20 protein-coding genes, 1 tRNA gene and 1 pseudogene are annotated in these 26,680 nt (G+C 74.2%); 15 read left to right on the forward strand and 7 right to left on the reverse strand.

All coding sequences use genetic code 11. The features are described 5' to 3' along the window. Window positions 1-24 precede the first annotated feature (24 nt). Window positions 25-1,068, forward strand: a complete 1,044-nt coding sequence (locus DDQ41_RS28595; protein ID WP_109297054.1) for a DUF6745 domain-containing protein — start codon at window positions 25-27, stop codon at window positions 1,066-1,068. On the opposite strand, the gene DDQ41_RS28600 is transcribed toward DDQ41_RS28595, so the two are convergent. Continuing rightward, window positions 1,059-1,976, reverse strand: coding sequence for a carbohydrate kinase family protein (locus DDQ41_RS28600; protein WP_109297055.1), 918 nt, complete (start codon window positions 1,974-1,976; stop codon window positions 1,059-1,061). The two genes, DDQ41_RS28595 and DDQ41_RS28600, sit on opposite strands and share 10 nt — an antisense overlap. 240 nt (window positions 1,977-2,216) lie before the next feature. On the opposite strand from DDQ41_RS28600, the gene DDQ41_RS28605 reads away from it, so the two are divergent. Continuing rightward, window positions 2,217-2,792 (forward strand): DinB family protein, encoded by a 576-nt coding sequence (locus tag DDQ41_RS28605; protein ID WP_109297995.1) that lies wholly within the window; start codon window positions 2,217-2,219, stop codon window positions 2,790-2,792. A gap of 66 nt (window positions 2,793-2,858) precedes the next feature. On the opposite strand, the gene DDQ41_RS28610 is transcribed toward DDQ41_RS28605, so the two are convergent. Further along, on the reverse strand, window positions 2,859-4,061 hold the full coding sequence (locus tag DDQ41_RS28610; RefSeq protein ID WP_109297056.1) for an amidase: 1,203 nt from the start codon (window positions 4,059-4,061) through the stop codon (window positions 2,859-2,861). 802 nt (window positions 4,062-4,863) lie between these two features. On the opposite strand from DDQ41_RS28610, the gene DDQ41_RS28615 reads away from it, so the two are divergent. Further along, window positions 4,864-6,102 (forward strand): MBL fold metallo-hydrolase, encoded by a 1,239-nt coding sequence (locus DDQ41_RS28615; RefSeq protein WP_174720334.1) that lies wholly within the window; start codon window positions 4,864-4,866, stop codon window positions 6,100-6,102. Window positions 6,103-6,549: 447 nt separating this feature from the next. Here DDQ41_RS28615 and DDQ41_RS28620 read toward each other — a convergent pair whose 3' ends face one another. Then, on the reverse strand, window positions 6,550-7,551 hold the full coding sequence (locus tag DDQ41_RS28620) for a saccharopine dehydrogenase NADP-binding domain-containing protein (protein WP_109297057.1): 1,002 nt from the start codon (window positions 7,549-7,551) through the stop codon (window positions 6,550-6,552). A 55-nt stretch (window positions 7,552-7,606) separates the two neighbouring features. Between DDQ41_RS28620 and DDQ41_RS28625 the strand changes: the two genes are divergently transcribed. The 6 genes from DDQ41_RS28625 to DDQ41_RS28650 all read left to right on the forward strand — a co-directional run bounded on the left by DDQ41_RS28625 (window position 7,607) and on the right by DDQ41_RS28650 (window position 12,809). Further along, the gene (locus tag DDQ41_RS28625; RefSeq protein WP_109297058.1) at window positions 7,607-8,233 is read left to right on the forward strand and encodes a TetR/AcrR family transcriptional regulator; all 627 of its coding nucleotides are present in this window, start codon (window positions 7,607-7,609) and stop codon (window positions 8,231-8,233) included. Window positions 8,234-8,852: 619 nt separating this feature from the next. Then, window positions 8,853-10,790, forward strand: a complete 1,938-nt coding sequence (locus tag DDQ41_RS28630; RefSeq protein ID WP_109297059.1) for an ATP-binding protein — start codon at window positions 8,853-8,855, stop codon at window positions 10,788-10,790. A gap of 7 nt (window positions 10,791-10,797) precedes the next feature. Next, window positions 10,798-11,232: a roadblock/LC7 domain-containing protein gene (locus DDQ41_RS28635; protein ID WP_109297060.1), complete on the forward strand. Its 435-nt coding sequence runs from the start codon at window positions 10,798-10,800 to the stop codon at window positions 11,230-11,232. A 2-nt stretch (window positions 11,233-11,234) separates the two neighbouring features. After that, window positions 11,235-11,606: a DUF742 domain-containing protein gene (locus DDQ41_RS28640; RefSeq protein ID WP_172607767.1), complete on the forward strand. Its 372-nt coding sequence runs from the start codon at window positions 11,235-11,237 to the stop codon at window positions 11,604-11,606. Next, window positions 11,584-12,243, forward strand: a complete 660-nt coding sequence (locus DDQ41_RS28645; protein ID WP_109297062.1) for a GTP-binding protein — start codon at window positions 11,584-11,586, stop codon at window positions 12,241-12,243. Before DDQ41_RS28640 ends, DDQ41_RS28645 begins: the two co-directional genes overlap by 23 nt. Beyond that, window positions 12,240-12,809 (forward strand): GAF domain-containing protein, encoded by a 570-nt coding sequence (locus tag DDQ41_RS28650; RefSeq protein ID WP_109297063.1) that lies wholly within the window; start codon window positions 12,240-12,242, stop codon window positions 12,807-12,809. Before DDQ41_RS28645 ends, DDQ41_RS28650 begins: the two co-directional genes overlap by 4 nt. A 272-nt stretch (window positions 12,810-13,081) precedes the next feature. Here the strand turns inward: DDQ41_RS28650 and DDQ41_RS28655 are convergent, their stop codons facing one another. Beyond that, the gene (locus tag DDQ41_RS28655) at window positions 13,082-14,278 is read right to left on the reverse strand and encodes an acyl-CoA dehydrogenase family protein (protein WP_109297064.1); all 1,197 of its coding nucleotides are present in this window, start codon (window positions 14,276-14,278) and stop codon (window positions 13,082-13,084) included. A 1,202-nt stretch (window positions 14,279-15,480) separates the two neighbouring features. On the opposite strand from DDQ41_RS28655, the gene DDQ41_RS28660 reads away from it, so the two are divergent. The 4 genes from DDQ41_RS28660 (at window position 15,481) to tgmB (ending at window position 18,250) form a co-directional block, all read left to right on the forward strand. Next, window positions 15,481-16,062: a helix-turn-helix domain-containing protein gene (locus DDQ41_RS28660; protein WP_109297065.1), complete on the forward strand. Its 582-nt coding sequence runs from the start codon at window positions 15,481-15,483 to the stop codon at window positions 16,060-16,062. Then, on the forward strand, window positions 16,059-16,598 hold the full coding sequence (locus tag DDQ41_RS28665; RefSeq protein ID WP_109297066.1) for a GNAT family N-acetyltransferase: 540 nt from the start codon (window positions 16,059-16,061) through the stop codon (window positions 16,596-16,598). Before DDQ41_RS28660 ends, DDQ41_RS28665 begins: the two co-directional genes overlap by 4 nt. Window positions 16,599-17,104: 506 nt before the next feature. Next, window positions 17,105-17,296: a putative ATP-grasp-modified RiPP gene (tgmA, locus tag DDQ41_RS28670; RefSeq protein ID WP_017944157.1), complete on the forward strand. Its 192-nt coding sequence runs from the start codon at window positions 17,105-17,107 to the stop codon at window positions 17,294-17,296. A 15-nt stretch (window positions 17,297-17,311) separates the two neighbouring features. Then, complete coding sequence (tgmB, locus tag DDQ41_RS28675; RefSeq protein WP_109297067.1) at window positions 17,312-18,250, forward strand: ATP-grasp ribosomal peptide maturase; 939 nt, start codon at window positions 17,312-17,314, stop codon at window positions 18,248-18,250. Here the strand turns inward: tgmB and DDQ41_RS32805 are convergent. After that, window positions 18,234-19,247, reverse strand: a pseudogene (locus DDQ41_RS32805) (transketolase). The gene tgmB and the pseudogene DDQ41_RS32805 overlap by 17 nt on opposite strands. A gap of 260 nt (window positions 19,248-19,507) precedes the next feature. Between DDQ41_RS32805 and DDQ41_RS28685 the strand changes: the two are divergent. Further along, window positions 19,508-19,581 (forward strand) — tRNA-Pro (locus tag DDQ41_RS28685). Between the two features lie 243 nt (window positions 19,582-19,824). On the opposite strand, the gene DDQ41_RS28690 is transcribed toward DDQ41_RS28685, so the two are convergent. Next, window positions 19,825-21,261, reverse strand: a complete 1,437-nt coding sequence (locus DDQ41_RS28690; protein WP_109297068.1) for an MFS transporter — start codon at window positions 21,259-21,261, stop codon at window positions 19,825-19,827. 315 nt (window positions 21,262-21,576) lie between these two features. Here DDQ41_RS28690 and DDQ41_RS28695 point away from each other — a divergent pair, with 315 nt between their 5' ends. Beyond that, on the forward strand, window positions 21,577-23,154 hold the full coding sequence (locus tag DDQ41_RS28695) for a DHA2 family efflux MFS transporter permease subunit (protein WP_109297997.1): 1,578 nt from the start codon (window positions 21,577-21,579) through the stop codon (window positions 23,152-23,154). A 417-nt stretch (window positions 23,155-23,571) separates the two neighbouring features. Here DDQ41_RS28695 and DDQ41_RS28700 read toward each other — a convergent pair whose 3' ends face one another. Further along, on the reverse strand, window positions 23,572-26,496 hold the full coding sequence (locus DDQ41_RS28700) for a helix-turn-helix transcriptional regulator (RefSeq protein ID WP_109297069.1): 2,925 nt from the start codon (window positions 26,494-26,496) through the stop codon (window positions 23,572-23,574). Between the last annotated feature and the right edge of the window lie 184 nt (window positions 26,497-26,680).

A 26,680-nucleotide genomic window follows, 5' to 3' on the forward strand; every position in this document is an offset into this window, starting at 1 on the left:
GCTTACAGGGGAAGGGGCTTCGGAATGCAGTACACGGACGAGTGGCGGGCGGTGGCCGCGGCGACGGGCCCGGCCGACCGGGCGGCTGCCGAGGACGCGGTCAGGCTCGCCTACCGCACGGCCGGGCTCGCGGAGCCCGGGCGCTTCGTGTGGGCGGGATCGCCCAGGGCCGCGGTGACGGCGGTGCGGTCGCTCCGGGACGCGGGACGCTCGGTGCGGGACGAGGTGAGGACTGTGCCCTGGGCCGAGGAGCGCCGACGGGTGCACGACGCCCTCGGTCCGGCGGGCTGGACGGAACTCTGGGGCAGGACCGGCGCGCTGCTGTGGGACACCACGCGCGCGCTGGCGGAGCGGATACGGGCGGGAGTGGCCGACGCCCTCGCGGCGGACGCCGTCCGCGCCGGGGACGGCCCCGACGCCGCGGACGCCGCGGACGCCGAGCGGAAGGCGGTGCGGATGGTCCTGCTGGACGCGGTGCTGGGCCAGCACGACGCCGCCTGGCTCGCCGCCTTCGACGGCCGCAGCGACCGGCTGGCCGGCCTGGCCCGGGTGGCCCGGCACGCCGGCTGGTGGTGGCCCTTCGAGAAGGCGGTGGTGATCTGCGAGCGGCCCGTGGAACTGTACCGCGACGAGGCAGGCCGGCTCGATCGCGGCGACGGTCCGGCGCTGGCGTTCCCGGACGGCTTCGCGCTCCACGCCTGGCGCGGAATGCCGGTGACGGCCGAGTTCCTGTCCGGTCTGGCCTCTCTCACCCCGGAGCGCATACGCACCGAGGAGAACGCCGAACTGCGCCGGGTCATGCTGGAGTTCTACGGCTACGACCGCTATCTGGCCGAGTCGGGCGCCCGGCCCGTCCACCGGGACGAGACCGGCGTCCTGTGGTGCATCGCGCTGGCCGACGACGAGGACGTGACGATGGTCGAGGTGGTCAACTCCACGCCCGAGCCCGACGGTACGCACAAGACCTACTGGCTGCGGGTGCCGCCCTCGACCCGGACCGCCAAGGAGGGCGTCGCATGGACCTTCGGACTGGACGCCGGGGCGTACGCCCCTCTGCGTCAGACCTGAGCGGAGGCCAGCGCCTCCCGGCCGATCAGCGCCGAACCCCCCTGCCCCGTGCAGGCGTAGGCCCCGGCCACCGCACCCAGCCTTGCGCAGTCCTCCAGGCGGAGGCCCGCCAGCCGGCCGTAGAGGAAGCCGGAGACGTACGCGTCGCCCGCGCCGTTGGAGTCCACCACCGGTGCGGGCGGCACCGTCGCCGGTATGGGTCGGGGTGTGCGGCTGCCGTCGCGGGTCATCAGATACGAGCCGCCGGCCCCGGCCGTGGCGACCACCACCTCGGCGCGGCCCTCGCGCAGGATCTCGCGCATCACCGACGCGATCCGCTCGCCGGCCCCGGCCGCGCTCAGGAACACCACGTCGGAGCGGAGCGCGAAGTCCCGGTGGTAGTCCTCCACTCCGTCCCAGTCGTGGAGATCGGTCGATACGGGCACCCCGAGTTCCGCCACGTCGTCGTACAGGAAGCGGGCGAAGTCCACGATCGACAGGTGGACGTGGCGGGCCCGCCGCAGATGGCGGAGGTAGAAGTCGCGCGGCATCCGCAGACCGCCCGGGTCGCGGGCGTCGTGGAACGACATCCCGCGGCCCGTGCCGTCGACCAGGTTCACCGCACGCCTGGTTCCGGCGGGGGAGACCAGATACTCGAAGTCCACCCCGCCGCCCACCAGCCGTTCCCGCACCCGGCGGCCCGGCAGGTCGTCGCCGATGAAGTCGAGGAAGGTCACACCCAGCCCGAGCGCCCGGCACCCCAGCGCCACATTGCCGCCGGTGTGGCCGACCCACTCACGGATCGGCGGCACCCCGACCGAGTCCGCCTGCGGCACCGGCAGGGATTCGACCCGCACCACCGTGTCGACCCCGCTTCCGCCGACCACGAGTACATCGAGGGCGGACTGCTCCGTGCTCTGTGCCGACAAGGTCTTCCTCTCCGCGTGCCTGCCCGTGCGCTGAGCACTCTGCCCTGTCAACGCCGTTCGGTCGAGCCCCGGTTCGCGGAAGCGCCTTTTGTGCCGGTTCCGGCGTGGCGCACGCGGCTCGGTGGACCGCACGCGGCGGGGCCGGGACGTGGCCGGCCGCCGGAGGGGATGTCGGAGGGGATGTCGGAGGGGACGCCGTATTCGCCGGCGACCGGGGTCACCACGCGGCATGATGCGATCATGGATTCAGGCGAGCGCGGCAACGAGGCGCCGGCAACCCGGTGGACCCCCTCCACGATCTACCCGGATATGTGGGTCGACCCGGACGGCGATCCGCGCGAGACGTCGGTCGGAACGGCCGACGAACGCGGTGCGCTGCTGGAGAGTCTGCGCCGCTTCCGACTCACCGTCGAGATGAAGTGCGCGGGCCTGGACGCCGGGCAGATGGCCCGGCGCTCCGTGCCTCCGTCCACGATGTCTCTGCTCGGGCTGGTGCGGCACATGGCCGAGGACGAACGGCACTTCCGCCGGATGGCCGGCGAGGACTCGCCGAGGATCTATCGCACCGCCGAGGACCGCGACGGCGACTGGAACGGTGCGATCGCCGACCCCTCGGTCGTGGCGGAGGCGTGGGACCGATGGCGGGCCGAGAAGGAACTGACCGACCGGTTCATCGCCGGCTTCGCCGACCTCGGCACCCGGACCGGGGAGGCACCCCTCCGGGAGATACTGGTGGCGCAGATCGGCGAGTACGCGCGGCACTGCGGCCATGCCGACCTCCTGCGCGAGCGGATCGACGGCCGAGTGGGCCAATGACCACACACTGACGAGGGGATCCGGGCAGGGCGAGAAGCCGGCCGCCCGCCACCCGGCGGGCAACCTTCAGAACTTCCGCCGGGGAGCCTGCACGCGCGTGGCGATTTCCAGCAGGCGCCGGTCGGTTGCGTGCCCGGCGACGACGGCCAGTCCGACGGGCAGTCCGCCCACCGCCATCCCGGGCAGCACGAGACAGGGAAGGCCGGCGCTGCTCGCCAGGCAGGTGAGGCGGAACGCGGCGTCGCGGAGCGCTGCCTTCCGCTCGGGGGCCTCGTCTGTCGGCGGCGCCGGGCCGCCCGCAGCGGGGAGCAGGAGCACGGTGTCGTCACGCAGAGCCGAACGCACGGCCCGGCCCGCGCGGTGCACCACATCCTCCGCGGCCGCCCGGCGCTGCGCGGTGACCTCCGAGGCGCGGGCGAAGCGGGCCGCGATACCGGGGCCGAGCGCACCGGGATGGGCCCGCACCCAGGCACCGTCGCTCTCCCAGACCTCGGCTCCCTGGGCGGTCGCGAACGCCGCCCCGAGGACCCCGGGGTCGGTTCCCAGGGAGGGCACCCGCGCGAGGCGAAGCCCGGCCCGCGCCGCCAGGTCCGCGGCCGCCTCGGCGAACGCGTCGGCGACCTCCGGCTCGGCGAGGGCGACGAGATCGCCCGCCACCAGGGCCGTGCGGAACGGTAGCGCGGCTTCGGCCGCCCCGACCTTCGGCAGCAGGACGTCGCCGACGCGTGCCAGCGGCCCGGGGTCCCGCGCCAGCCAGGCGACGGTGTCGAACGACGGTGCCAGCGGCAGCATTCCGGTGACGGGGACGAGGCCGTGCGTGGGCCGCAGACCGTACAGGCCGCAGTAGGAGGCGGGCACCCTGATCGAGCCGGCCGTGTCGCTCCCGAGGCCCGCGTCGGCCTCGCCGAGCGCGACGGCCGAGGCCGGCCCGCTCGACGAGCCGCCGGGCACCCGGCCGGGCGCGGCCGGGTTGGGCGGGGTGCCGTAGTGGGCGTTCGTCCCGTTGAGGCTGTAGGCGAACTCGTCCGTCTGGGCGATGCCGGCCACATCGGCCCCGGCGTCCAGTAGGGCGGCCACCGCCCAGGAGTGCGACGGCTGCGGTTCGGCCTCCGCCAGCCGGGCCGGATTGCCGGCGCCGATCCGGTGCCCCGCGACGGCGTGGATGTCCTTCACCGCCAGGCGCACCCCCCGCAACCTCCCGGCAGCGGCCCCCGCCACCAGGGGGTCGCCGCGCTCACGCCACACCGCCGAGTCGTCGGCCGACCGCATCGTGAACCTCCTGAGGTCCGATCGAACCGTTCGCGAACCGCGCCTACGGCCCCGTGAGGGCCGGCCCCCGCACGGTGGCTGATCCGGCCCGGCCCGCGGCCGAGCGGGCCCCGCGGCCGCGGCGCCCGCCAGGACACTGCCAGGATGCCGCCAGGGAACCCGCGGTATCCCGCAAGTATCCCGGACCGTCCCGTGTCGCGTGTCCCGTGTCGCGTATCGCGCCCAAGGCACGGTGCGTCGGACGCGTACGTGCCGTGTCCGGGAAGGGCCGCCGGTGCGGCGGGACCACTCGCCCGGCACGGGCGCGGGGCGGGTCTCCGGGACGTCGGTCAGTCGGAGGGCCAGCCCACCCGCAGCGTCACCACGTCACATCCTCATCACGTCACATCCTTACTGTCAGTCGTCCGACTCCGAACGCCGCCGGTGGCCCCCGAGGCTCCTCGCCCGCCGAAGCCGCCCCGCCCCCGCCCCCGCCGAAGCCGCCCCGCTGATGCCGGTGCCTCCGCCTCGCCCCGCTGATGCCGTCCCCGGCCCCTCGTCGTGCGCAGCCCCGTGCGAGGCGGCACCGCGTCACCGCTCCGTGCCTCCGGTCGTGCCTCGCACGGGGCGGCGCCCGACCCGACCCGACCCGGCCGCGGCATCCGGCATTTTTCCCCGGTCCCGATCGTTGCGGTTGCCGTGGGAAGCGCGTGAACCCGGTCGACGCCCCCGGCGCCCCGTGAGCATCCACCGACCCGTGAGCATCCACCGACCCGTGAGTATCCACCGATAATGGAACGAACCGAAAACCCAGGAGGTCCCCGTGATCGGCGCAGGTTCCCCGCACCCGCTGCGCTCCCGACTGAGGTCGCTGCGGCCCGTTGCCTTCGGGGCCGACCCCGCCGGAGCACGGATGGAGCGGATCCGCCGCTCGCCCCACTTCGCCGACGGGGTGTTCCAGAACCCCGCCGGCGCCCGGACCAGTCCGGACGGATCCATGCTGGAGTTCGCGAAGGTCTACTTCCGGAAGGAGTCCCGCAGGCGTCGCGCCCCCATGGCGCCGATACCCCTGCACCCCGCCCCGCTCGAGGGCCTCGCCGGCGCCCCTGCCTCGGGCCTCCGTCTCACCTGGATGGGCCACTCCAGCGTGCTCACCGAGATCGACGGCAAGCGCGTGCTCTTCGACCCCGTCTGGGGCCGGCGCTGCTCACCGTTCGCGTTCGCCGGGCCCAAGCGTCTCCACCCCGCGCCGCTGCCCCTTGCCGCGCTCGGCCCGGTCGACGTGGTCGTCATCTCCCACGACCACTACGACCACCTCGATCTGCCCACGATCCGCGCCCTGGCATCGACGGACACGCTCTTCGCCGTGCCGCTGGGCGTGGGGGCGCACCTGGAGCGCTGGGGCGTCGCGGAGAGTCGCCTCCGGGAACTGGACTGGCACGAGTCGGCGCAGGTGGACGGCCTTCGGCTGACCGCCACCCCGGCCCGGCACTTCTGCGGCCGCGGCCTGCGCAACCAGCAGCACACGCTGTGGGCCTCGTGGGTCGTCGAGGGGCCGTCCGGCCACCGCGTCTACCACAGTGGCGACACGGGGTACTTCCCCGGCTTCCGGGACATCGGCGCCCAGTACGGACCGTTCGACGCGACCATGATCCAGATCGGCGCGTACAGCGAGTACTGGCCCGAGGGCCGCACGGACCGTACCCCGCTGCCCGGCGGGTGGCCGGACATCCACATGACGCCTGCCCAGGGCGTGCAGGCCCATCTCGACCTGCAGGGAGGCGCCCCGTCCGGCGTGCTGCTGCCGATCCACTGGGGCACCTTCAACCTGGCTCTGCACGCGTGGGCGGAGCCGGGGGAGTGGACGAGGGACGCGGCCGCGGAGGCCGGCCAGGCCGCGGCGTTCCCCCGGCCCGGCGAGCCCTTCGAGCCTGGGTGCAAGCTGCCCGAGGAGCCGTGGTGGCGGACCGTGTCCCATCCGATCGCACGCCCGTGGCGCCGCCCCGGGCGGGTCGGGGCCGAGACACCGAGCGGCGACCTCGACCTCGCGGGCGATCGGTGACACCGGCCTGGGACGACCGTGCCGTGGTCGTGCCGATGCTCGAGAGTCCCCACCCGCTCGGGTGCCGCCCGGGCGCCTGACCGTCGGCGACCACGGTGTGGCCGCTGGGCGGGTCCCGGACGGCGACGGCGACGGCGTCTCGTCGTAGGCGCTGACGCGGCGAGTACCGGCACCCGATGCCGTGGGCGCACGGCGGCCCGGCGGTGTCCGACCCGGTCGTCTCCGGACTCCCGCCCGGGCGTCTTCGGATCGGCGCCCGGTCGTTTCCGGACTCCTGCCCGGTCGTCTCCGGATCGGCGCCCGGTCGTTTCCGGACCGGAGCCCGGTGGTCGTCTCCCCGCGTGGTCGTCCCCTGCTCCCGTCACGACCGGCATCGTCGGGGCCGCTGATCCGGATGCGCCCCTGCACGGTCAGCAGGCGTCCTCCGGGTGCGCGTCGGGCGTGGAGTCAGCGGGTCGCCGTGATGCCGTGCGGGCCCAGTCGCTCCGGCAGGTCGGCCAGGGCCGTCAGCTGTTCCAGGTGGTGGACGCCGTTCGGAACGCTCTGTGTGATGAGGGCGCGCACCACGTGTGCGGCCACCAGGCCGGTCGCGCGGCTCTGTCCGTTGCCCGTGAGGGCCAGGGTCGCATGCCGGTCGCCGCGCCGGGCGTCGGCGCGTATCGCGAAGCCGTCGCCGCCGAGGTGGAGGCGGCCGAAGGCGCCGGTCAGGAACCGCTGTCGGCGTGCTCCGCGCAGCAGCCCCGTGCGGCGCAGCGCGAACAGGGCGGCGGTCATCGCCTGGGAGTCCAGACACAGCCGCGTGGTCACTTCCGGGACGCCGAGGGTGCGGCGCAGTGTGTGCTGGTCGGAGAACGGGAAGGGATGGGCGGTCCGTTCGCCGAAACCGGGTAGTGCCACCCGCCGGGTGCGGCCCGCGACGGGTTCGCCGAGGCCTGCGACGGTCCAGCGCACCGCGTCGGTGCCGTGCCGCTCTCCGGCGCCGAGTAGCACGGTGAGGTCGATCCGCTCGGCACCGCCCACGGCGTCGTGGACGCGCCGCGCGAGGAGGTTGGTCAGTCCGGGAGCGAGGCCGACGCTGAGGACGGCCGCGGCCCCGGCCGCGGTCGCCCGCCCGTGCAGCTTCGTCACGTCCTCGAGCAGCCGGTGGGTGGCGTTCACATCCACGAGGTGGATGCCTCGCTCAAGGCAGATGCGGGCGATTCCCGCGTCCTCGGGCTCGACGCACATGACGACGACGCCCACATCGCGCAACTCGTCCAGCACCTCCGCGAAGCCGGCCAGGTCACCCACGTCCATGCGCACCCCGCCGAGTCGCCGCGCCCTCTCCCCGTCTCGACCGGCGGGGATCACCTGGCCGGGAAACCACTCCGCGAGTGTGCGGGTCACCGTCGAGCCCACGGCTCCGTAACCGCCGACGACCAGGACGCGACCCGATTCTACTGTAGTCATACTCCAGTGAATAACACTGTAGTGTCACTACAGTCAAAGGAGGGGAGGCGACCGGATGGCCGAGCGGCTGACTCGCGCGGACAAGGCCCGGCACACGCGACTGAGGATGATCCGCGCCGCGGAGCGGCTGTTCACCGAACGGGGCTGGGCGGCGACGACGGTCGACGAGATCGCCCGGAGCGCCCACGTCGGTGTGCAGACCGTGTACTTCACCTTCGGCAACAAGCGCGCCCTGCTCAAGGAGGTGCTGGACACCGCCGTCGCCGGTGACGCCGATCCGGTGGCCACGCTGGAACGTTCCTGGGCTCGTGAACTCCTCGCCGAACCCGACCCGGCGACGCAGCTGCGCCTCCAGGCGGCAGGCGCCCGGCGCGTTCTGCAACGGGCCGCACTGGTCCTGGAGGTCGTACACGGCGCCGCGGCCGCGGAACCCGAACTCGCCGAGTTGTGGCAGGTCAACCTCCGCCAGCGGCACACCGTCCAACTGCACTTCGCCCGGGCCCTGGAAGCCAAGACCTCCGCCGGCCTGCGCGACGGCCACGATGCCGCGTCGGCCGCCGACATCGCGATGGCGCTGCTCGGTCCCGAGACCTACGGCCTGCTCGTGAACGGCCGCGGCTGGACACCCGAACGATGGCAGCACTGGGCGGCGGACTGCCTCGTGCGCCAGCTCCTGCCCTGAGGGGGATCTCCTGCCGCGCCCGGCCCGAGGGCGGCGCTCCCCGCTCTCTCCGGTGCCCGGCGTCGCAAGGGGGAACTCCGATGGGGGAGGTACGGGGAGGTGCGGCAGGCAGGGCAGGCAGGGAAGGGGCAGGCCGGGAAGGCGCGGGAAGGGGCAGGCCGGGAAGGCAGGGCAGGCCCGGGCAGCAGGGCAGGCGCGGGAAGGCCCCCGGTACGCGGAGGTGCCGGCGGTGGCTTCCGCCGGGCGGCCGGCGCGGGCAACGGCTCGGCGTTCGGCTCCGCATGCGGGGAGGGACCGGCCGGCGGCCGCACCGGTCATCGGGCCGAGCACCGGGCTCCCGGCCCCTCGCCGGTTGCCCGGACGTTCCGCCGCATCGGCCTGAGACGAGGACGTACCCGGGCGCAGTACCCCGCCGCCGGCGCCGGGATATCGGCTGCGCGTGCGAGCCCTACTACCAGAGCGACATGCTCTTCGGGCAAGTTTGTCAACTGCCCACCACACATGAACGATTCACGACTACCCTGTGTGCCCGGCGATCAACGACGGGCGCTAGCACCCACCTTTGACGCCACGCACATCGATCGGTAAACGATTCCCGGGCCCCGCACCAAGGACGCTGATGTCTCAACTACGCGCACCCGCCGCGCGGTCGGACCGCCGTGAGGGCGGGCGGCACGGCCGGTCAGGCGCCCGCGCACTCTCCACCACGGGCAGGCCGCAGCCCACGCCGCCGTATTCCGAAGCCCGTTTACGCCCCCAACTGATGCGCACCGCCGTGCTGCCCGCCGTGGTCGTGGCACTCGGTGGCGCGGCCGCGGTGCTGTTCACGATCCGCTCCACCGGCGCGCGGCCCTCCGCGGCACTGTGGGCCGCCCTCGCCGGCTCGGCGGTCCTCGCCGTCGTCGCCGTGGCCGCGGCGGCGCTGAGCGCCGAGCGCACCGCCAGATCCGTGCTCGACCGCGCCCAGGCCCTGCGCGGGTCCAGTGCCCGCAGGCAGGCCGAACTCACCGCGGTCGTCGACGGACTGCGCCGGGGGGAGCGCCCGCCGGCCCGGGAGAACCTCCCGGCCCCGCGCGCCGGCGGGGACGAACTCGACCTCCTGGCACAGGAGCTGACGCGCTCCCACGACGCGGCCGTGACGGCCGTGGTGCAGGCGTCCCGGCTTTCGAGCAGCGTCGGCAACGAGCAGAAGGTCGAGGTCTTCGTCAATCTGGCCCGCAGGCTCCAGTCGCTGGTCCATCGGGAGATCCAGCTGCTCGACGAGCTGGAGAACGAGGTCGAGGACCCGGAACTGCTCAAGGGCCTCTTCCACGTCGACCATCTGGCCACCCGGATCCGCCGGCACGCGGAGAACCTCGCCGTCCTCGGCGGTGCCATCTCCCGGCGCCAGTGGTCGAACCCGGTGACCATGACCGAGGTCCTCCGCTCCGCCATCGCCGAGGTCGAGCAGTACCCGCGGGTCAAGCTGGTGCCGCCGATCGACGGCACCCTGCGCGGACACGCGGTCGCCGACGTGATCCACCTCCTCGCCGAACTGGTCGAGAACGCGACCCTGTTCTCCGCCCCGCACACCCAGGTGCTGCTGCGCGCCTCGCGCGTCACGGCGGGCCTGGCCGTGGAGGTCGAGGACCGGGGACTCGGCATGCCGCTCTCCGAGCAGAACAAGATGAACGCCCTGCTCGCGGACCCCGACCAGGTCAATGTGGCGCACCTTCTGCAGGACGGCCGGATCGGCCTCTTCGTGGTCTCGGCGCTCGCACGCCGGCACGGCATCGCCGTCCGCCTCCAGTCCAACATCTACGGGGGAATCCAGGCCGTCCTGGTGCTGCCGCAGGGGCTGCTCGGTGCCGAGGAGGGCGCCCAGGGCGGCGCGGCGCAGCCCGGCGCCCACCGCCACCCCGACCAGCCACCGGCAGCGACGGCGGCGGTGGCGGGCGGAGTCGCCGGGCGGGAGCGGGCAGCCGGGCCCGCGGCAGCCGCTCCCGGCCCCGCAGCCGCGCCCGCGGGAGCCGCTCCCCACCCCGCAGCCGAACCGCGGCAGGCCGCCGACACACACCGCACCGGCGGCCAGCGCAGCCTCACCTACACGACGAGCATGCCGGGCATGCCGCACCATCAGCCCCCGGCGGAATCCGCCGGGCCCGCTCCGCTGCCGGTACGCGGCGGGCACCCGGACCGCCCCGACCCGACCGCCCCGGGGACCAGCGCGGGCCGTGCGGCCGCACCGCGGGCGCCCGTTCCCCCACCACCGCAGGCGCCCCTGCCACCGCCCCAGCAGGCTTCCGCACCCGGTCACGCGGCCCCTCCGCCCGGCTCCCCGGCCGTACCCGGCACCGCGGGCCGACCTCAGTTGCCGAAGCGGCGCGCACAGGAGCATCTCGTGCCCCAGCTGCGGGACGACCCGGCCCAGCGCAGGCCCGAGGAACCGGCGCTGCACGACCCCGGCCTGATGGCGGCCTTCCAGCGGGGCATCGGCCTCGCGGAGTCCGGGGCGCCCGGAGCCGCGGACACGGCCCCGCACGAACCGCAGCAACGCGACCACACCCACAAGGAGTAGATGCACCATGACGAGCGATGTGCCCGCGGGCCATTCCTCGGATCTCGACTGGCTGCTCGGCGGCCTGGTCCAGAGAGTGCCGTACACCCGCAACGCAGTCCTGCTCTCCTCCGACGGCCTGGTGAAGTCCGTGCACGGCCTCGACGCCGACAGCGCCGACCACATGGCGGCGCTGGCCTCCGGGCTGTACTCGCTCGGCCGCAGCGCCGGCGCCCGGTTCGGTGACGGCGGGGAGGTCCGTCAGGTCGTGGTGGAGCTCGACTCCACCCTGCTCTTCGTGTCCACGGCCGGCTCGGGCACCTGCCTCGCGGTGCTGGCCGGGCGGGAGGCGGACGCCGCGGTGCTCGGGTACGAGATGGCGATGCTGGTGAAGAGCGTGCGGCCGTATCTGGTCACGCCGGCCAGGCAGGCCACCGGGGCGCCGAGCGCCACGGGGCGCTGACCGTGCCGGCCCCCATGGACGGGCCGTGGCTCGACGACGCGGCAGGTCGGCTGATCCGACCGTACTCGGTGATCGGGGGCCGTACCCGCCCGACGACCGCGCTCGACCTGCTGTCCCTGGTGATGGCCACCGGCACGGCCCCCCAGGGTTCGCTGGGGCCGGAGCACGCGCTGGCCCTGGGCCTGTGCGACGGCCCCACGTCGGTGGCGGAGATCGCGGCGCACTTACGGCTCCCGGCGGTCGTCACCAAGGTGCTCCTCTCCGATCTCGTCGACTGCGGGGCGGTCACCGCCAGGGCGCCCCGCTTCCAGGAATCCCCCACCGACCGTTCCCTGCTGGAGGCAGTGCTCGATGGCCTACGACGCCGGCTCTGACCGCCGCCCCGACCGCATCCCCGAACGCGGCCGGGGACCGCGCGACCGAGGCGACCCCTTTCCCAGCGCCCTGAAGATCCTTGTGGCGGGGGGCTTCGGGGTGGGCAAGACGACCTTCGTCGGTGCGGTGAGCGAGATCGAGCCGCTGTGCACCGAGGAACTGCTGACCGCCGTCAGCGCCGGTACCGACAGCCTGGTGGGTGTGGAGGCCAAGACGACCACCACGGTCGCCATGGACTTCGGGCGGATCACCCTCGACGACCGGCACGTGCTGTACCTGTTCGGCACACCGGGCCAGGAGCGCTTCTGGTTCATGTGGGACGAACTCTCCGAAGGGGCGCTCGGCGCGGTCGTCCTCGCCGACACCCGACGGCTGGAGGACTGCTTCTCCGCCGTGGACTTCTTCGAGCGGCGCGGTATCGGTTTCGTCGTCGCCGTCAACGAGTTCGACGGGTCCTACCGCTACGAACCGGACGAGGTGCGGGCCGCGATCGACCTGAAGCGGGACGTACCGGTCGTGCTGTGCGACGCGCGTCTCGCCAGCTCGGGGATCGGCGCCCTGGTCACCCTCGTCCAGCACCTGCTCACCACGACCCCGGCGCCGGCAGCGGCGCCGAGCTACGGAGTTCAGTCATGACATACGACCCGACCGGCCACCTCCTGCTGACACCCGTCGACCAGGAGGCTCCCGCCCGGGTGCGGCGGCTGCGCCAACTCGGCCTGGGGGAGCGGCCCGAGCCGGCGTTCGACGAGTTCGCGCACCGGCTCGCGGAGGTGACCGGAGCGCCCTACTCGATGGTCAACTTCATCGACGAGCACCGCCAGTTCTTCGCTGGGCTGCACACCCCCGCCGGCACCCACGCGGGCGGTGGCGACCTGGACACGGCGGGCGGCGGGGACGTGGGCCGCTTCATGGCGCGCGACCACGGCTACTGCCCGCACGTGGTCGTGCGGCGCAAGGCGCTCGTGCTGGAGGACGTCTGCGACTACCCCCGGTTCGCCGGCAACCCGGTCGTCGACGAGATCGGCATCCGCTCCTATCTCGGTGCGCCGCTGATCGACCGCACGGGCACCGCCCTGGGCACGATCTGCGTGGTGGACACCGAGCCGCGCCCGTGGGGCCGGGCGGGCCTGGAGACCATCAAGTCGCTCGCGGCGGAACTGGTCGAGCAGATCCACCGCCGCGAGAACGGGATGCTGTGACGAGCACGGCGCCGTCCCCGGGAGTCCCGCGAGGCTCCCTGGGGCGGCCGCGTGGCGCCGGCCGCGTGTGCGGGTCTCCCGGCCCGTCCCGCGCCGTCGTCCCGCGCCCTCGCACCGCGCCCGGTGCCGCGCCCGGTGCCGTGCCTCGCGCCGTGTCCGGTGCCGCGACGGGCGGCGTTCGCCCCGTCGCGGTGCCCGGCACGGCCGGCCCGGCGAACCGCCGCACCGCCGAGTCGGCCGGGCAGCCCCTCACCGGGATCTTCTGAGACCTCCTAGACCAGGGCCTCGCTGCGGGTCAGCTCGGCCAGCCGCTGCGACCACTGGCCCTTGGACTGGCCCAGGGCCACTTCTGCCAGCCTGAGCAGCTGGACGTCGGAGGTGCCCGCGGGCGCGAAGATGTGGTGCGCGTCGCGGAGATAGCGCTCGATGGGCCGTTCGGTGAACAGTCCGGCCGCCGCGTGGATCTCCATCGCGTTGCGTGCGGAGTCGAGCGCCGACTCGACGTTGACGAGCTTGGCGTTCATCAGCTCGGCGTCGCAGGGCAGCCCCCGGTCCAGCAGGTGCACCGCGTGGTACGCGGCCAGCCGTGCCGTCATCAGCCGTGACTGGAGCTGTCCCAGCTTGAGCTTGATGGACGGCAGTTCGTGCAGCGGCTTGCCGTAGCGGTGGCGCTCGGCGCAGAACCGTGTGGTCTCCTCCAGGATGGCCTGGTGTATGCCGAGCGCGACCGCGGTCAGGTTGGCGCGGCCGTAGAGCACGCTGGAGGAGTAGGCGACGGCCAGGCCGTCGCCCTCCTCGCCCAGCCGGTTGGCCGCCGGAACCCGGCAGTCCTCGAAGTGGAGTTCGCCGAAGCTGAAGCCGTGCAGCCCCATGGCCGGCTTCTGCTCCCCCGTGCGGCACCCGGGGCGGCGGGACTCCACCAGGAAGGCCGTGAGGCCTTCGGAGCCCGGCCCCGTGCGGACGACGACCCCGTGCAGATCACCGACGTGGCTGTTGCCGACGTACACCTTCCGGCCGTTGAGGACGTAGTCGTCGCCCTCCCGTACCGCGGTGGCGGTCATGCCCAGTACATGGCCGCCCGACTCCGGTTCGGTGACCGCGATCGTGGGCAGGCACTCGCCCGCCGCGACCAGGGGGAGCCAGGTCTTCTTCTGCTCCTCGCTCCCGAAGTGGACGATCTTGGCGACACCCAGCTGCGAGGCCTGGACCATGGCCCCCATCGACCCGCTCACCCGGGACAGTTCCTCGATGATGATCGTCTTGGCCAGATGGCCTACGCCCATGCCGCCGTGCCCCTTGGGGATCGTCGCTCCGAGCCAGCCCTGCCGTGCGATGAGCCGCGAGAGCTCGCGGTGCGCCGTGCGGGCGGTCTCCATGGCGGGAATACGGGGGCGGACTTCGCACTCGGCGAAGTCCCTGACCCGTTCCCGGAGCTGCTGATGAAGTCGACTGGCGAAGTACCCGTCCATCGCGAGGCCTCCTCTGCGAAACGCCTGCTCGCGCGAGTGTTCGAGCAGGTGGTGCATCGGCATGGTCCCGTCCCGTACAGGCCGACTACCTCATGGTGTTGATCGCTTACGGGTGGTACAACTCGGTGGCCAACTTTGGCCGAAATGCGGTCCGCTGACGTGCGGTTGGGACGGCGTCCCCGGTGGTACCCGCCAGCCCGGTCCGGCGCGGGGCATGCCTATGGAGCATCTTTCTGCCACGTGCCCATGGCAAGGGGTTCACGGGCATATGGCAACGAAGGACAGCATTCCGCTTAGGTCGGCCGCCGGTCCGTCCGCAGAGGTATGGAAACATCCACAACTCGGCTGAATTTGAGCGCTCTTGACCGGGAGTCGATTCCGGCGGACCGGAGCGCCGGTCGGGCGCTCTCCCGCCGTGCACGCCCCGGCGCGGTCCGCTGCGCCGGCAGGTGCCGGACGCGCAAGCCGTTCCCGCGCTCCCCGCGCTCCCCGCGCCCCCGGCGCTCCCGGGGCTCCCGGGGCTCCCGGCGTGTCGGCGGCCCGGGGCGCCGTGCGGACCCGCGGTCCGCCTCCACGACGAGGTCCGGCGCGCCCGGCGAATCCGGCATATGCGGCGGGTCCGGCGTATCCGGTGCTTACGTGCCGCCCGTGCCGCCCGTGCCGCCCGTCCCGCCCGTCCCGCCCGTCCCGCCGCCCGGCGGGTCCGGTGGGTCCGGTGGGTCCGGCGTACGCCGCGGTGCCCTTCCCCGGCCGTACCGCCCGTCCCCCCTGTCCTGCCCGTCCTGCCCGTCCCGCCCGTCCCGCCGCCCGGCGGGTCCGGTGGGTCCGGTGGGTCCGGCGTACGCCGCGGTGCCCTTCCCCGGCCGTACCGCCCGTCCCCCCTGTCCTGCCCGTCCTGCCCGTCCTGCCCGGCGGGTCCGGCGGGTCCGGCGGGTCCGGTGGGTCCGGTGGGTCCGGTGGGTCCGGTGGGTCCGGTGGGTCCGGTGGGTCCGGTGGGTCCGGCGGGTCCGGAGCGTCCGGTGGGTCCGGCAGGGACCGGCGTACGCCGCGGCGCCCTTCCCCGGCCGTACCGCCACCCGGCCGTGCCTGCACACGGCCGCGTGGCGCCGCGCCCCGGCCGCGCCGGCCCGCACGGCCGGCGGGGTGGGAGCCCGGAGCCCCCGGTCTGCCGGTCGTCCCGTATCTGGGATACCGTGCCGAATATGAGAGAAGATGGCGAGAGCGGGCAGCGCGACCCCGTCGACGTACGGCTGGCGGCACGGCTCGCCGGGCTGCGGGCCGAACGCGGCTGGTCGCTGGACGAGTTGGCGCGGCGCAGCGGAGTGAGCCGGTCGACCCTGTCGCGTGCGGAGCGGGGCGAGATCAGCCCCACCACCTCGCTGCTGGGCAAGCTGTGCGCGGTCCACGGCAGGACGATGTCCCAGCTGCTGGGCGAGGTGGAGGCGGAGCCCGCCGAGTTCGTCCGCGCCGCAGACCAGACGGTCTGGGCGGACGAGTCGGCGGGCTTCGTCCGGCGTTCCGTCTCGCCGCCGCGCACCGGTCTGCGCGCGGAGATCGTCGAGTCCCGGCTCGCCCCCGGAGCCGACCTCGCGTACGAAGCGCCCCCGGTTCCCGGCATGGAGCAGCACATCTGGATGCTCGACGGCACGGTCGAGATCACCGTCGGCGACTCCACGCACGAGCTGCACGCGGGTGACTGCCTGCGGTTCCGCCTCCGGGGGCCGACGCGATTCCGCTGCGCCGGACCCGGGGAGGCGCGCTACGCCGTGGTGGTGCTGCCGTGACCGGCTTCACCGTCTCCCGGCTGGGCGCGGGGGAACTCGGGCGTGCGGCACCCCGGTTGGCCGAGCTGCTGGTCGACGCGGTCGAGGGCGGTGCCTCCGTGGGCTTTCTCGCACCCCTCGACCGCACCGCCGCCGAGGAGTGGTGGAACTCGCACGGTCCCGCGCTGGCCGCGGGCGGTCGCGCCGTGTGGGTCGCGCGTGACGGGGAGCGCGTCGTCGGCACCGTCAGCGCGGGCTTTACCGGGTACCCCAACAGCGGCCACCGGGCCGAGATCGCCAAACTGCTGGTCCACCGAGAGGCCAGGGGGCGGGGGCTCGGCCGGGCCCTGCTCGGGGCGGCCGAACGCGGTGCGGCCGGCCGTGGCGCCACCCTCCTCGTCCTGGACACCGAGACGGGCAGTCCGGCCGAGAGGCTCTACCGCTCGGCCGGATGGACGGCGGCCGGAGTCATTCCCGGCTTCGCGGCGGACCCCGGCGGCACCCTGCGGCCCACCACGTTCTACTACAAGCAGCTCTCCCAGGACCGGCCGGGGTGACCGGTGCGCGGACCGCCGCCGGAGTCGGGGGGTGCGACGGGTGTGCGCGCGCCGCACCGGCGCCACGCGCACCGACGGTGGTGCTCGCGCGGGCCGCTGTGCCCGGCGTCACATACGGTGATGATCCATGCGCGGCCGTCCGCCTCGTGTGACGCACGGTCACCCCGCATGTGGGAGTGGCACAAGCGTGTGACGCATGGTCACGGTGTGGGTGCGAAGGACGCACGCGCGTGACGGACGGTCATCGCGTGTGCGCGCGCAATCACGGGTGACGCTTCAACTAGCCCGTCTTCACGGGATGTTCACATCGGTCTACACCATTCAGTGCTCTCATGGGGGAACCCCGCGCATTCCCCCATCCGTCTACGGATGGGGCGATCCCGCGGGGTCCGTCCAGTGTGATGACATTCACTGCCAGCATGACCGGAAGTGACGGATAGTAATGAGTGCCCTACATCACCGGCACGTACTGTTACGTGTGCCCAGACCGTCGACGAAGGAGACTCATGCGACCGTTCGTACTGAAGTACGTACTTCCGGCCGAGAGTCCTGCGGTCACACTGCCGTACACCTACGACTCCGCCCTGCAACTGAACGTGCTGCCGGACGGGCGGCCGGCCATCGTCGACCGCGATCTGATCCTGGTGACCGGCACGACGACGTCCACCGCCGGCTCCAAGACGCACTTCGACGACTGACGGACCGGCACGGCGATGACCGTACTGATATTGACGTGCCGTCAAGACGTCACCGCAGACATGGTGATCGCCAAGCTGCACGACCGCGGAGTGCCTCTGGTGCGACTGGACCCCGCCGACCTCCCCGGCGAGGCCGCGCTGTCCGCCGAGTATGTGCGCGGTGACTTCTACGGCCATCTGTCGACCGACGGGCGGCTGCTCAGCATGGGCGCGCTGCGGTCGGTCTGGGTGCGAAGACCGGGCGAGCCCGCCGCCCACGCCGAGGAGCCCTCGGAGTGGCTGACCGCGGAGACCGAGCAGGCCCTGTACGGGATGCTCTACTCGGCCCCCGCGCGCTGGATGAACCACCCCTGCGTCTCAGCGCAGGCCCGCTGCAAGCCCTGGCAGCTCAGCCTGGCGCACCGCAGCGGCTTCGCCGTACCCCCCACCGTCATCACCACGTTCCCCCGCGTGGCGCGGCAGTTCGCGGCCCAGTACCGGGACATCGTGGTGAAGTCCGCCTCAGGGCCGCCGTCCGGCGATCCGCCGGTGTCCCTGCCCACCACCCGCATCCCCCCCGACACCGACTTCTCCAGCGTGGCCGCCGGGCCCACGCTGCTCCAGCAGTACGTTCCCAAACGCGCCGACATCCGCCTGACCGCCGTGGGCACCAGCCTGTTCGCCGCCCGGAAACGCTCCGTGGACGGTCAGGTGGACGGACGGTACGGCGACACCGGCCAGCCCTGGAAGGCCGCCGACGTGCCCGAGCGCATCGCGCGGTCCGTGCGGGACTACATGAGTCTCGCCGGACTCGCCTACGCCGCCTTCGACTTCGCCGAGGACGAGGAGGGACTGTGGTGGTTCCTGGAAGGGAACCAGGGCGGCCAGTTCGGCTTCATCGAACTGGAGACCGGTCTGCCCATCGCGGAGGCCGTCGCGGCGTGGCTCGCCCCGCCGGTCAGGGAGCAGGGGTGACGGCCGAGGATGCCGAGCGGCGGGGGCCCGGCGGCACGGGCGCCGCGCGGCGGGACGCGCCCGCGCCCGGGAGGACCCGGCCGATCCGCCGGCCGGTCCGCCGGCGGAGCCCCGCCGGATCCAGGCCGTGCGCGGCAAGGTGCTCCTGCATCCGCCCGTACCGCACGGGCTTCCGCCGGGCGGAGGGCGATGCCCGGCGCAGCACCCCCTGCGGCGCGTCCGCCGGTGCGTCGTTGACGGCGGTGTGGTCGACATGCCCGTGAGATACGGCTCGACGGCCACCACGTCGGCGGGCCGTGCCCGACTGCCCGCCGGACCGCGGCGGTGTCGAAGGGCCGCGCGGTCGCCGCGTACGGCACCGCGACGTCCGTGCCCCCGGTCGCCGCCATGGCGTGGTCCAGCACCGGTCCGACCGCGATCACCAGGCCGCCGCGCCCCTCCCTCGCGGTCGGGAGCCGGGAGCCGGGCGCCGGGCGCCGTCGAACGGGCAGCCCGGACCTGTTCGACCGGAGCGACGGCCGCACATGGACCGGGCCGTCCCCGAGGCCGCTGCCCGCGGCGGTGCCTCGGTCTCGTCCCGGTGCCCGGGCACCCGGGCGGTCCAGCCGTCGAGGGCGCCGAGCAGGGCCGCATCGCCGGAGCCGCACGGGTGAAGCCACCCGCGGGCCGGTCGTAGGAGGCGCCCGCGCTCACCAGGACCCCGCCGGCGCCCTGGTGCCCGAAACCGCGCTTGACCTGCTCGACCAGGGAACTCGCGAAGGTGCGCGCCACCGGCCGCATTGCCCGTCAGGGCCGGTCCGCCACCCACACCGGTCATCGGCCGCTCGCGGATACCGACGTCGGCCACCCGGCCGGGATGCGCCCGTGCCGCGGGCCGGAAGCCGTCCGCGCCGATGTCCGTCGGGGCGAGGGCGAGCCGGGGGCCTCGTCCGGCAGCCCGGTCGTGCCCGAGTGTCGAGGCCGCCGCGGGCCGGTGCTCCTCGTCGCCTGTCGTCAGAGCCGTCAGAGCCGTCAGAGCCGTCAGAGCCATCGGGGCTATCGGGGCCATCGGGGCCGCCATCGGCCATCGGCGGTCCGGGTCCCGGCGGCCGGGCGCGGGGTCGTGAACGGTGGCCGGTCCGGTGCCGGTCGTGCGACCCACCGTGCAACTTCCACCGCACTCGAGATCGACCGGCGACCGGTTCGTGGCGACCCGGTGAAGTGCGGTATGGTTCTCATGCGCGTTCGGCCGGGGGAAGTCCCAGGTCAGGCGGGCACCGGGACGTGGCGCAGCTTGGTAGCGCACTTGACTGGGGGTCAAGGGGTCGCAGGTTCAAATCCTGTCGTCCCGACTTGTGAGAGTCGAAGTCGAGGGGCCGTTTCAGAGTGATCTGGAACGGCCCCTCGGCGTTCCGCCCGACCCGTGGGGAGGCGGCTCGCACCTGTGGTCCCCGGAGTCGGCGGCGGTCCGGTCCGACGGCCGCCGGGACGTCCTCGGTGCGGGCGCCGAGACGCCGCTCGCGCGGGCCCCGGGTGATTCGCGGAAGGGAAGCGAGAGGCCGCTGATGCCGGGGCGGCGCTCGCGGGGGCTCCGGTCAGCCGGAGCCCGCGGGGGTGCGGGGCATCATGCGCTCGGCCAGCCCACCGATCACCACGGCCGCGACGGCGCTGCCCACCGCGACCCAGCGCAGCAAGCCCTCGATCGACGCGCCCAGGCCCTCGCCCGCGGCTCGTACCTCGATCAGTGTCGCGCCCGCGGCCACGCAGATGCCCGCGACCCCGATCATGACGGCCAGCGTGACCCCGGAGGCCTGGCCGGCCCGCTCCGGTGGTACCACGACCTGGGTTCCGGCGCTGCCCATCGTCCACCCCAGGCCGTATCCGAGCCCGGTCAGCGCCAGCCCGGGCACATAGGTCCAGAGCCCCCCGCCGAAGGATGCGAGGAACAGGCCGGCGCCTCCGACCACGGTCCCCACGCCGATCGTACGGGGGACGTCGAAGCGCTCGCCGAGCCGCCCCGAGAGCAGCGCGGCGATCCCCGCCGAGACGGACGCGGCGAGGAAGACCAGGCCGGCCCCGAGCGGTGAGTAGCCCTCGACCTGCTGGAGGTAGATCGTGATGCCGTACATGGCGACGACGAAGGCGATGTTCGCGACGGTGGCCATCATGGTGATGAGCACATAGGGCTTGTTGCGGAACAGGTCGAGGGCGACCAGCGGCCAGCGGGTCACGCGCTCGTGGAGCACGAAGGCGACCAGCAGCAGCACCCCGGCCGCCGCGAGACCGACGGTCCACCCGGGGGGCCAGGCGGTCGAGCGGTCCACCGCGTATGTCACCAGGGCGATGCCGGCCGCGACGGCGAGTACGCCCGGCAGGTCGATCGAGCGGGGCACGGTGGTGTCGCGCGACTCCCGTACCCCGGCGACCACCATCAGGATGGCCGCCGCACACGTCGGGACGTTGACCAGCAGCACGACGCGCCAGCTCAGCAGTTCGGTGACACCGCCGCCGAACACGGGGCCGAGGGCCAGGGCCACGGCGCCGATCCCGAAGGCGTTCCCGATGGCCCGGAGTGTGCGCTCCGGGGGGTAGGCGTCCGTGATCACGGCGATGGCGAGCGGGAACAGCACGCCCGCGCCGACACCCTGGGCGATCCGCATCACGATGACGACGCCCGCGTCGGAGGAGAGCCCGGCGGCGAGCGAGCACACGCCGAACACGACCAGGCCCCCGAGCAGCATCCGCCTGCGGCCGAGGATGTCGCCGAGCCTTCCGCCGGGGACCAGGGTGGCGGCCAGCGCCAGCATGTAGCCGCTGATCACCCACTGGAGATCGGTGGTCGTCGTGCCGAGTTCCGAGGCCATCCGGGGGAGGGCCAGATTGAGTGCCAGGAAGTCCAGCTGCACGACGAAGATGCACAGCGAGGCTGCGATCAGCGTCAGGCCGAGACGCGGCTGCCCGGCACCGGGGCCGCCGGTGTGGGGCCCGGGGTCTTCGCCGTGAGGCCTGCGGTGGGGTCGGCCGAGGTGCATGGCGGGCTCCTGTGTTCCTGCGTCCGCCGGCCGTCCGGCGCACGCCCTCCCGGTGTGCGTCCGCCTGCCGGTTCCCGGCAGGGGTAGAGCGGTGTCCGCGATGCCCCACGACATGGCGCTCTGGCGGTGTGGGCCGCAGGGGCGTCCCGAGCATAGTCAACGGAGCGAGACGATTCCGGAGACAACGCCGCATTTCGCCGCCGCGGTGGCGGTGTGCCCGATCGCCCGGCCCCACCCGGGAGAGTTCCCGGCTTCCGGCATCCGCGCAGCGCGCTGATCCACCGGGGAGCGCCGGCCTGGCCTTAGCGTGTGACGATGCGTCACACAAAGCAGCGAACAGCAAGTCCCTGGACGAGAACCCAGGTCCTGACCATCGTGGCGACCGGACTCGGCCTCTTCATGGTCTTCCTCGACGCCCTCATCGCGAACGTGGCCCTGCCGGACATCCAGCGGGACTTCGGCGTCGGCGAGTCGGGTCTCCAGTGGGTGGTCACCGCGTACTCCATCGGTATGGCGGTGTTCATCATGGCCGGGGCGACCGCGGCGGACCGGTTCGGGCGCAGGCTCCTGTTCGTCGTCGGCGTCTCGGTGTTCACCCTCGCCTCGGCCGCCGCGGGCCTGGCGCCCGGGCTCGTCCCCATGGCCATCGCCCGCGCCGTGCAGGGCATCGGGGCCGCGACGGTGACCGTGACGTCGCTGGCGCTGGTGAGCGCCGCGTTCTCCGACGACGACGAGCGGGCGAAGGCCATCGGGCTGTGGACCGGCGTGGCGAGTGTGGCGACCGCCCTGGGCCCCACGGTCGGGGGCGTGCTGACCGAGAGCGTCAGCTGGCGGGCCGTGTTCATGGTCAATGTGCCGGTCGGAGTGCTGGTCCTGGTGATGACCGTCCGCTATGTGGCCGAGTCCCGGGAGAAGACTCCCCGCGGCTTCGACTGGGGCGGCCAGTTGCTGTTCGTGGTCGCCGTCGGGTCCCTGGCCTACGGGCTGATCGAAGGCCAGAAGGCCGGCTGGACGTCGGCCCGGATCCTGACCCTGCTGGTGGTCGGCGTGGTGGGGCTCGCCTTCTTCGCCCGCTACGAGTACCGGAACCCGAACCCGATGATGGACGTCCGCCTCTTCCGCCACCGCGCCTACGCCGTGGGCATCGCGACGATCTTCTCGGCCTTCTTCAGCGCGTACGGGATGCTGCTGGTCGTCACGCAGTACTTCCAGAACATCGAGGAGTACACCCCGGCGGCGGCCGGGCTGCTGATCCTCCCGTTCGCCTTCAACATCATGCTGCTCTCCCCGATCGCCGGCCGGCTGGCGGCACGGGTCGGGCCGCTGCCGGTCGCCAGGACCGGCCAGCCGCTGCTGGTCGCCGGGCTGGTCGTCATCGCCCTGGGGATGCCCGTCTCCGTGGCGGTGGTCGCAGCCGGCCTCTTCCTCTGCGGCGCCGGGGTGGCCCTCCTCGCCACCCCGGTCACCGCCCTGGCGATGAGCTCGGTGCCGGTGGACCGGGCGGGGATGGCCTCCGGCATCATGAGCGCCCAGCGGGCCATCGGCTCCACCTTCGGCTTCGCGGTCCTCGGCAGCATCCTCGCCGTCTGGCTGGGCCGGAGCCTCAACACCGACCTGCGCGAAGCGGTCCCGGACGCCGCGGCCCGCCGGACGATCGCCGACCGGATCATCCAGGAGGCCAACCCCCACGCCTACCCGGCCGAGATCGGCCCCGGCAGACCAGTGCCCGGGGCCTCGCTGGAGCAGCGCGCTTCCGTCGCGGAGATCGCGACGCGGGACTTCATCCAGGGCTGCCAGGTGAGCGTCGGCTTCGGAGCCGCCCTGTGCGCGGTGACCATGGTGCTGCTCTGGACGGTCGCGGGCAGCGGTACGGAGCCCCGCGCGTCACGGTGACCACCGGAGCAGTGCCACCGGAGCAGTGCCACCGGCGCCCAGCGCCGCGGCCGCGGCCGCGGCCCGCCCCGCCCGGACCGCTCCCGCCCCGCCCGGACCGCTCCCGCCCCGCCCGGACCGCTCCCGCCCGGCCCGGACCGCTCCCGGACCGCCCGGACCGCTCCCGCCCGGCCCGCCCCACCCCGGCCGGAGCGGTCCGGCCCGGGGCGGGGACGCGGGGATGGTCCCGGTGTTCCGGGGTGCGTGCCGCCGGAGCGTCCTCGTGGCGATCGGCGCGCTGGATGGTTCCGGTGTTCCCGGGGGCGTTGCCTTCCGCCCCGGCCGGTGCCGCGGCCGGCGCGGGCCCTCGCGGTGCTCCGGTCCGGCCCCGCTCCCCGCGAAGGCCCCGGACGGACGGACCTCTCCGCACTGCCGTGCTCAGCCGGCGGCCGGGCCGTCCGCGAGGACCGGCGGCGGCCTCAGCCCCGGCCAGGCGCCCAGCGCCCCGGCCAGCTGCGCCCGCGAACGGACGTCCAGCTTCTGGTAGATGCGGGTCAGCCGGGCCTCGACCGTCTTCACACTGAGGTACAGCCGCGCGGCCGCCTCCTGGTTGCTGGCGCCCTGCCCCACGAGCAGCGCCAGATGCAGCTCCGCCTCCGTCAGCGCCGGCAGGGCGCCGGCGCGGGAGGGTGCGGAATCGGACGTCCCCGACGGGGCCTCCGACACCAGCGCCAGCCAGGGCGCCGCGCCCGACCGCTCGAAGACCGCGGCCGCCGCCTGCAACGCCTGCTGGGCGGCCGAACGCCTGCGGCGGCGGCGCTCCACCCGGGCGAGCGCGATCAGCGCCCGGCCGCGCTCCAGCGGCAGTCCCGCGCCGCCGAACCGGTCGGCGGTGTCCGCCAGCAGCACGGCCGCCTCGTCGGACTTCCCGCCCGCCGCCAGGCACAGCGCGTCCACCCGGTCGCAGCCGAGCAGCACCGTCGTACGGCCCAGCCGCTCCGCGACCGGGCGGACGCCGGCCAGTACGTCGGCGGCCTCCTCGGGGGCGTCGTTGGCGAGCAGCGCCTCGGCCAGCTCCTCATGCCAGCGCAGCATGGACGGGTCGACGGCGCTCTGCGCCCGCTCCCCGGCCTGGACCCGGCGCAGCGTCTCCAGGGCGTTGGCCACGTCGCCGGTGACGAGCTGGATCCGGCCGAGCGCGTAGAGGCTGCGCGACAGGAAGACGTGGTCGCCCTCCTCCTCGGACGCCTGGGCGCTGCGGCGGGCGTAGCCGGCGGCGCGGGCGAAGCTGCCGCCCGCCGTCTCGGCGAGGGCCAGCGAGTACCAGGCGGGGCCCGGGGAGAGACCGGCCTCCAGGGTCAGGGCCAGCGACCGGCCGGCGTGGGACAGCGCCACCGCGCACTGCCCCCGGCGCGCCTCGACCTCGGCGGACGTGTTGAACAGCTCGATGGCGTCCTCGACGGTGCCGCGCTGCTCGACCAGCGGCAGCAGGGCGTTCAGCTGGTCCCGGGCGTCGCCGAGCCGGTCGTCGAACAGGGCGTGGCGGATCGCCAGTATCCGGGCGGCGTTGCGGACCCCCGGCGGCTGCTCGACCGTCTCCAGGGCCCGCGCCTCGGCGAGCACCCGCTCGGCGTCCGGCCAGCCCAGGAAGCGCTCCATGCGGGCCCGGACGGTCAGCGCCCTGGCCGCCGTCTTCGCGTCGCCGACGGAGGAGGCCAGTTCGGCCGAGTCGACGGCGGCCGCCCGCGAGCGCACGGGGTCGCCGTCGGCGAGTACGTACTTCACCGCGAGGCGGAGCTGTACCGCGGCGCGCAGCGCGGTGTCGCCCTCGGAGTCCTCCATCGCGTGCACATAGATCTCGTCGAGGCCGGTGAGCCCCTGTCCCGCGGTGTCCAGTACCGCGAGCCGGGCGCGTACCCGTTCGGCGGGGGCGGCGTCCCGGGAGAGGAGGTCGGTGGCGGCGCGCACCGCCAGGTCGGCCCGCGCGGCACGGGCCGCCTCCTCCGCGGCGTCCACGAGCCGGGCGATCCGCTGCCGTCCCTCCCGGCCGGGTGTGCTCTCCGCGGCGAGCAGGGCGAGTTCGGCCGCCAGGGCGCTGTTGCCCCGGCGCCGCGCTGCCTCGGCCGCCGCGGTCACCTCGGCGGCCAGCAGCTCGTCGGGCACGTCCGTGGCGAGAGCGCGGTGCCGGACCTCCTCCACCGGGTCGTCCACGACCCGCGCGAGCGCGGCGTGTCCCTGGCTGCGTTCGGTCCAGCAGGCGTCGTGGACGAGCGTCGACGGCAGCACTCCGGCCGTGAAGGCCACGGACCCGTCCTCGGTGAGGGTGACCAGCCCGGCCCGTTCGGCCGTGGCGAGGTCGGCCTCCGCGGTGGGGCGGCCGGCCCGGCGGATCAGCGACGCCGACGGCCGCAGCGCGAGCGCGGCGAGCAGCAGCGTGGCGCGCACCGCGGGGGAGGCCACGCCGAGGAGCTGCCGGGCGAGGTCGCGGGCGCGGCCCGACAGGGAGAGCGCTTCGGCGTGGTGCACCGGTGTGCGTGCGTCGGCGAGGGAGCGGCCGATGGCGAGTGCGAGTCGCGGGTTGCCGCCGCTGGCCCGGTGGATGCGTCCGGCCATGCGGGACGGGAGGCGGTGGTGGATGAGGAGTTCGGCGATCTCGTCGGCGTGCAGCGGCGGCACGTTCAGCACATCCGCCTCGGAGGGAACCCACAGGGGTTCCGGGCCTTCGCCGGGGAAGCCGGGGCCGTACGCCTCCGCGTCGGGGGTCTCCACGGCGACGGCCCGCAGCGCGGGCGGGGCCAGATGGAGGGCGAAGCGCAGCAGGTCCGCGCTCTCGGGATCCATCCGCTGCACCCCGTCGACGACGAGCAGGACCGGACTGCGGGCGGCGAGGGTGCGGAGGATCCCGGCGACGGCCAGTCGCAGGGCGATGCGGTCCCAGCCCTTCTCGGGCACGGGTGCCTCCCGGCACAGCATCGCCACGGCGGCGCGCTGCGGGCCGGGCAGCCCCCGGAGGACGTCCTGTGCCCCGTCCGTGCTTCCGCCGCCGGACGCGGGGCCCGTCCGGGGTCCGTCGCCGTTCGCCGACGCGGCGACGGAGGCCACCAGCGTGGCGGCGGCCGCGCCCGGGGTCCCGCGGTCGGTGGGGAGCGTGGCGAGCCACAGCACGTGCTCGCCGCGTGCCTCGGCGCGTGCCGCGACGGCGAGCGCCACCTCGGACTTGCCGACCCCCGCGGGGCCTGTGAGGAGGGCGCGCCCGCCGGAGTGCAGTACGCGGTCGAGGCGGTCGAGGAGTTCGGCCCGGCCGACCGGGACGCGGGGTCCCTCCGTGCCCGCGCGCGAAGGCGGGTACGCACCGATGTTCACGTACCCCCACCACCTTCCGGCGCGCGGGCCCCCTGCCCGTTGGAGCAGAGAATACGAACCCGCTCGGCCCAGTCCAGGCCCGGTGTCCGGCATGCGGACAGGTCCGTACCGGACCGGCAGCGGGGCGCGCCCGTGGACAGTGCCCACAGACGCGCCCCTGACCTGCGTGGATGCCGGTCTTGCC

This window comes from Streptomyces spongiicola, from assembly GCF_003122365.1.
GTDB classification, from domain to species: Bacteria; Actinomycetota; Actinomycetes; order Streptomycetales; family Streptomycetaceae; genus Streptomyces; species Streptomyces spongiicola.